The sequence below is a fragment of the Clostridium tertium genome (genome assembly GCF_017873245.1).
Classification (GTDB): domain Bacteria; phylum Bacillota; class Clostridia; order Clostridiales; family Clostridiaceae; genus Clostridium; species Clostridium tertium.
The window spans coordinates 1-5,751 of record NZ_JAGGJY010000032.1 but is presented as its reverse complement, the minus strand read 5'-3'; the positions used below and the strand labels follow the sequence as shown (position 1 = coordinate 5,751).

Annotated in this window: 3 protein-coding genes and 1 rRNA gene; all 4 read left to right on the top strand. The window is 28.0% G+C overall.

The window, feature by feature from the left end; translation table 11 throughout:
- A 5S ribosomal RNA gene (rrf, locus tag J2Z25_RS18385) occupies positions 1–94 on the top strand; the annotation flags it as partial.
- 328 nt (positions 95–422) lie between these two features.
- Positions 423–2,858 carry a glycogen/starch/alpha-glucan phosphorylase gene (locus J2Z25_RS18380; protein WP_195624726.1) on the top strand — a complete coding sequence of 812 codons (2,436 nt, stop codon included), beginning with the start codon at positions 423–425 and terminating at the stop codon, positions 2,856–2,858.
- Positions 2,859–3,037: 179 nt separating this feature from the next.
- Complete coding sequence (locus tag J2Z25_RS18375) at positions 3,038–4,198, top strand: glucose-1-phosphate adenylyltransferase (protein ID WP_195624725.1); 1,161 nt, start codon at positions 3,038–3,040, stop codon at positions 4,196–4,198.
- 16 nt (positions 4,199–4,214) lie between these two features.
- Positions 4,215–5,303, top strand: a complete 1,089-nt coding sequence (gene glgD, locus J2Z25_RS18370; protein WP_195624724.1) for a glucose-1-phosphate adenylyltransferase subunit GlgD — start codon at positions 4,215–4,217, stop codon at positions 5,301–5,303.
- Positions 5,304–5,751 lie beyond the last annotated feature (448 nt).

Genomic DNA, 5,751 nt, shown 5'->3' with positions numbered 1-5,751 from the left:
AACACTCCTTTCCATTCCGAACAGGAAAGTTAAGCTCTACAGCGTCGATGGTACTGCATGGGCGACTGTGTGGGAGAGTAGAACGTTGCCAGGTTGTTAAAAAGACTTAAGAATTTATTCTTAAGTCTTTTTTTTATATATAAATTTCCTTTGAATTTTATTATTTATAAACAGATGTAGATAAATTGTAGCATAATATAATATCAAAAGTTTCTAATATAATAATTTACTCAATCTTCCTATCATAGTACTTATATAAGGATAGTTTTTGATAGGAATATTATTCAATAAATTTCATAAATTTAAACTTTTTAATTTATATAAGAAGTGCTATGAGAGTATTAAGGGTATCATTTGAGGCATACAATTTACTTATAGGCGGAATGTGAATAAGTAATATTGCTTTAATGGGAGGAGAATTTATGCTAGATGTAGATAAGAATTTCTTAAAAAGGGATTATAGAAAAAAGTTTCTTGAAGTAAACGGAAAGGATTTAGAGGACGGAACTAAGAAACAACAGTATGAAGCATTGGGAAGCTTGGTTAGAGATTATGTTGCAGAAGAATGGCTTAATACTAACAATAAGTACAAGGAAACAGGAGAGAAGCAAGTATATTATTTTTCAATGGAGTTTCTACTTGGAAGATTATTAGGGGATGCTTTAATGAATTTAGGTATAAGAGAAACTTGTAGAGAAGCGCTTGCTGATTTAAATATAGATTTAGATGAGCTTGAAAATTTAGAACAGGATCAAGGTCTGGGTAATGGTGGTCTAGGTAGACTAGCAGCTTGTTTTTTAGATTCTATGGCATCTTTAAATATACCAGGACACGGGTGTGGAATAAGATATAAATATGGATTTTTCGAGCAAAAAATAATAGATGGAAAGCAAGTAGAAGTTCCTGATAATTGGTTAAGGTCAGGCAATGTATGGGAAATACCTAAAAGAGATAAATCTGAGATAGTAAAGTTTGGTGGAGAAGTAAAAGTTAAAACTGTGAATGGAAGACTGACATTTATTCACGTTAATTATGAACCAGTACTAGCAGTTCCTTATGATACCCCAATAGTTGGATATAAAAATGAAATAGTTAATACTTTAAGGTTATGGTCTGCAGAGCCTGTAAACAATGAATTCGATTTTTCATCATTTAGTAGGGGTGAATTTTTAAAGGCAATTGAATATAAAAATTCTGTTGAATCAATATCATTAGTTTTATATCCAGAAGACTCATTTTACGAAGGGAAAATGTTAAGATTAAAGCAACAATACTTTTTTGTATCTGCTGGCTTACAAAGCATTATAAGACATTATAAAAAGTATAATAATAATATACATGAAATAGATGAAAAGGTGGCAATTCATATAAATGATACTCATCCAACGTTAGCTATACCGGAGCTTATGAGAATATTAATGGACGAAGAACAATTGTCATGGGAAGAAGCATGGCGAATTACCCAAAATACAATTTCGTATACAAATCATACTATACTTGCAGAAGCATTAGAGAAATGGCCCATAAATATGTTCAAGGAGATATTACCTAGAATATATATGATAGTTGAAGAAATAAACGAGAGATATTGTAAGGAATTGTGGAATAAATATACAGCACAGTGGGATAAGATTTCTAGAATGGCTATAATTGGAGATAATTTTGTTAGAATGGCTAATCTAGCTATAGTAGGAAGCCATAGTGTAAATGGAGTTGCTAAACTTCACACAGAAATACTTAAGAAAAAGGAAATGTCAGATTTTTATTATTTCTATCCAAATAAATTTAATAATAAAACTAATGGAATAACTCATAGAAGATGGCTATTGAAGAGCAATCCAGAACTAACCAATCTTCTTAAGGAAACTCTAGGAGAGAGTTTTATTAGACATCCAATGGATTTGCTTAATTTTGAAAAGTATCTAAATGACAATAATGTATTAAATAAGCTTAGTAGTATAAAGTTAAATAATAAAATTAAGTTATCTAATGAGATTTATAATTCAACAGGTATAAAGGTAAATCATGATTCTATATTTGATGTTCAAGTAAAAAGAATTCATGCTTATAAGAGACAAACTTTAAATTGCTTAAGAATTATGGATTTATATAATAAATTAATAGAAAATCCCAATATGGATATAAATCCAAGAACATTTATCTTTGCTGGAAAAGCAGCACCAGGATATCTTTTAGCTAAGAATACAATAGAACTTATAACATCAATAGCTAATAAAGTAAATAATGATCCTAGAGTTAATGATAAAATAAAGGTTGTTATGATGGAGAATTATAGAGTATCTTTAGCAGAAAAAATAATTCCAGCAGCTGATTTAAGTGAGCAAATATCAACAACTACAAAGGAAGCCTCTGGAACATCTAATATGAAGTTTATGATGAATGGAGCAGTTACGATAGCTACATTAGATGGAGCTAATATAGAAATAAGAGATGAAGTTAAAGATGATAATATAGTTATATTTGGGTTAACTGCAAGTGAAGTTTTAGATTATTATAAAAATGGTGGATATTCAGCATGGGATATATATGATAATGATAATAGAATAAAAAGAGTTATAGATAATTTAATTGATGGAACCTATTCTTATGATAAGGATAAGTTTAGAACAATATATGATAGCTTATTAAAATATAATGATGAGTTCTTTGTTTTAAAAGATTTTGATAGCTATATAAAAGCTCAAATAAAGGTAAATGAATTATATAGCAATAAGTATAATTGGCAAAGAATGTGTGGAGTAAATATAGCCCATTCTGGAATTTTTTCATCTGATAGAACAATAAAAGAATATGCAACAGGAATCTGGGGATCTGGAGTATTATATAAAAATTTATAAGATTATTAAAACACCTAAAAATCAATTAGGTGTTTTTTAATAAATATAATATTACTCAACATATAATTAATAGTTTACTCATATGTATATTCTAAGAGATACTTTGTGTAATAGATTATAGATACTTGGAGATTTTAATAATTATTTATATATAAGCAAAGGTAAGGAGAGTAGGATAGATGGGTAAGAAAGAAATTGTAGCAATGATTCTAGCTGGAGGACAAGGGTCACGTTTAGGAGTATTAACAAAAAGATTAGCAAAGCCGGCAGTACCTTTTGGTGGAAAGTACAGAATTATTGATTTCCCATTAAGCAATTGTTCTAATTCAGGTATATATACGGTGGGAGTATTAACACAGTACAAGCCATTAGAATTAAATACACACATAGGTATAGGATCGCCTTGGGATCTAGATAGGAGAGATGGTGGAGTAAGAGTATTGCCACCATATCAAGAGGAAAAGGGAGGCAAATGGTATAAAGGAACAGCAAATGCCATTTATCAAAATATTGAATATGTAGATAGATATAATCCAGAGTATATATTAATATTGTCAGGTGATCATATTTATAAAATGAATTATGATAAAATGTTAGAATTTCATAAGCAAAAAAAAGCTGATGCTACAATAGCCGTAATAGATGTACCTATAGAAGAGGCTAGTAGATTTGGAATTATGAATACAAGAGATGATTTATCAATATATGAATTTGAAGAAAAGCCTCAAAATCCTAAAAGTACAAAGGCATCTATGGGAATATACATTTTTAATTGGAGTATCTTAAAAAGGTTTTTAATTGAAGATGAAAATAATATAGACTCTAGTAATGATTTTGGCAAAGATATTATTCCAAATATGTTAAATAATAAAATGAAATTATTAGCTTATCCTTTTGAAGGATATTGGAAGGATGTTGGAACTATAAGAAGCTTATGGGAAGCTAATATGGATTTATTAAATACAGATAATAAATTAAGTTTATATGATAATGAATGGAAGATATATTCAGAGAACATAGCAAGACCAGCTCAGTATATAGGAAGTAACTCAAATGTTAATGAATCTCTTGTAGTAGAAGGGTGTATAGTTGAGGGAGATGTAGAACACTCAGTAATATTTCAAGGGGTAAGCATTGGGAGAAATTCAATAATCAGAGATTCAGTAATAATGTCAGATACTAAGATTGAAGATAATGTAGTAATAAATAAGGCTATAGTAGGAAGTAATGCAATAATAAGAAGTGGCTGCAAAATTGGGGATGGTAAAAAAATAGCAGTTATAGCATCTAAAGAAGAACTTAAAAATGGTACAACATTAGAGCCTGCTGAAGCATTATAAATTAGGGGGAAATTAAATGAAGGATTGTATAGGAATAATAAACTTAGACGAAAAGGAAGATTATTTAAAAGAATTAATAGGTTCTAATACAATATCTGCAATACCTATAGCGGGAAGATATAGAATAATAGATTTTATTCTATCAAATTTGACTAATTCAGGGGTAGAGTGTATCGGGATATTTACAAAAAGAAAGTCCTATTCTCTTATGAAGCACTTAAGCAATGGAAGACCGTGGGATCTTCATAGGAAGCATGATGCTTTAAAAGTATTCAATTACAGTGAATATGATCCAGTATATGATGATATCCATAGTTTTATAGAGAATATTGAATTTATAAAATATAGTAGAAAAGAATATATAATTATATCTCCATCATATATGATATGTAATATCAATTATAGAGAAGCATTAGAAAAACATAAAACTTCAGGGGATGATATTACGGTAATATATAAGAATGAAGATAATTCTAGTAATAAATTTATAAAGTGTGAAGAAATAATAATAGATGATAATGGAAAAGTAAAAAGTATAAAGACTATTTTAGAAGGAAGAGGAAGTACTAATGTAAATATGGAAATGTATATAATGAAAACAAGTTTATTTATAGATATAATAAGGGGGAGTATAACTACTGGACTATATAAGAAAGTAAAAGAATATATAGTAGATAACTTGGAAAATTTAAATGTAGGAATCTTTGAATTTAAAGGATATCTATCTTGTATAAATTCGCTGGAATCATATTTTAATACAAATAAGGAAATATTGAATGTAAAAATAAATAGAGAATTATTCTACGAGAATAATCCTATATATACAAAGCAAAAGGATGAGTCTCCAACATATTATTCAAAGGAAAGTAAAGTAAATAATTCTATAATAGCAAATGGATCATATATAGAAGGTAAAGTAGAAAATTGTATAATTGGAAGAAAAGTAAAAATAGCAAAAGGCGCTATAGTTAAAAATAGTATAGTGATGGAAAACTGTATAGTACAAAATAATACAATAATAAATAATGCTATATTGAATTCTGGAAATATAGTAGTAGAAAATAATGTGATAAACGGCTCTAGCGATTATCCAACTATAATATAGTTAATAATATAATATAAAATAATAGAAAAAGATAATAAAAGGTGCTTAATATTTTATATTCTTTTATAAGATATTAAGCACCTTTTACATACAAGAAAATAATGTTTTGTAGTAATAAGATATAATTTAAATAACAACTAATCCACACGTATCAATATAAGATAATATAAGTAAAATAAAGATATTTAGATGATTTATAAGTATAATTATCATATTTAATAAATTAAGGTGTAATTTATTAAAAGAAAGCATGATATCATACTTTATGTCCTAAGGGACAAGAGGTTTTACAAAAAAGATTTGAAAGTCAAAAAAAGATGTTGACAAACAAATCGAAAGATAGTAAGATAAGAAAGTCGCTTGAGGGCGATGAAGAAAATGGTCTTTGAAAATTGAACAGAATATAAGTTAAGTAAACAAACCAGCAATTCTTTTAGACGTCTTAACA